Source organism: Paraburkholderia sp. EG304 (assembly GCF_046543485.1).
Classification (GTDB): domain Bacteria; phylum Pseudomonadota; class Gammaproteobacteria; order Burkholderiales; family Burkholderiaceae; genus Paraburkholderia; species Paraburkholderia youngii.
In genome coordinates this window covers 1-269 of record NZ_JBKGUA010000427.1, presented here as the reverse complement: position 1 = coordinate 269, position 269 = coordinate 1, and the positions used below count along the sequence as shown (strand labels likewise).

Here is a 269-nt window from a genome sequence, read left to right as displayed (position 1 = left end):
AAAGGACAGATGAAATGTTCGAGCAAAACTGCGCGGTCCGCCGCCCAGCAATTTTATTCTCTGGCATCATAAGTCATCCTTCGTATATTGCATTTGCTTGACTCCCTTTCCTTACTGCGACAGAACCGTTTGATGACCCAGTGGTACACCGTCGAATGATCCACCGCGATACCACGCTCGTCCATCATTTCCGCAAGATTGCGCAAACTCAGCGAATAGGCCACGTACCATCGCACGCACAGCAAAATCACTTCAAGCGGGTAGTGAAG

1 pseudogene is annotated in these 269 nt (G+C 49.8%); it reads right to left on the bottom strand.

Annotation, left to right across the window (positions count from 1 at the left end):
* Positions 1 to 128: 128 nt before the first annotated feature.
* Positions 129 to 269 (bottom strand): annotated as a pseudogene (locus ACLFKU_RS44585) (IS6 family transposase); the annotation flags it as partial.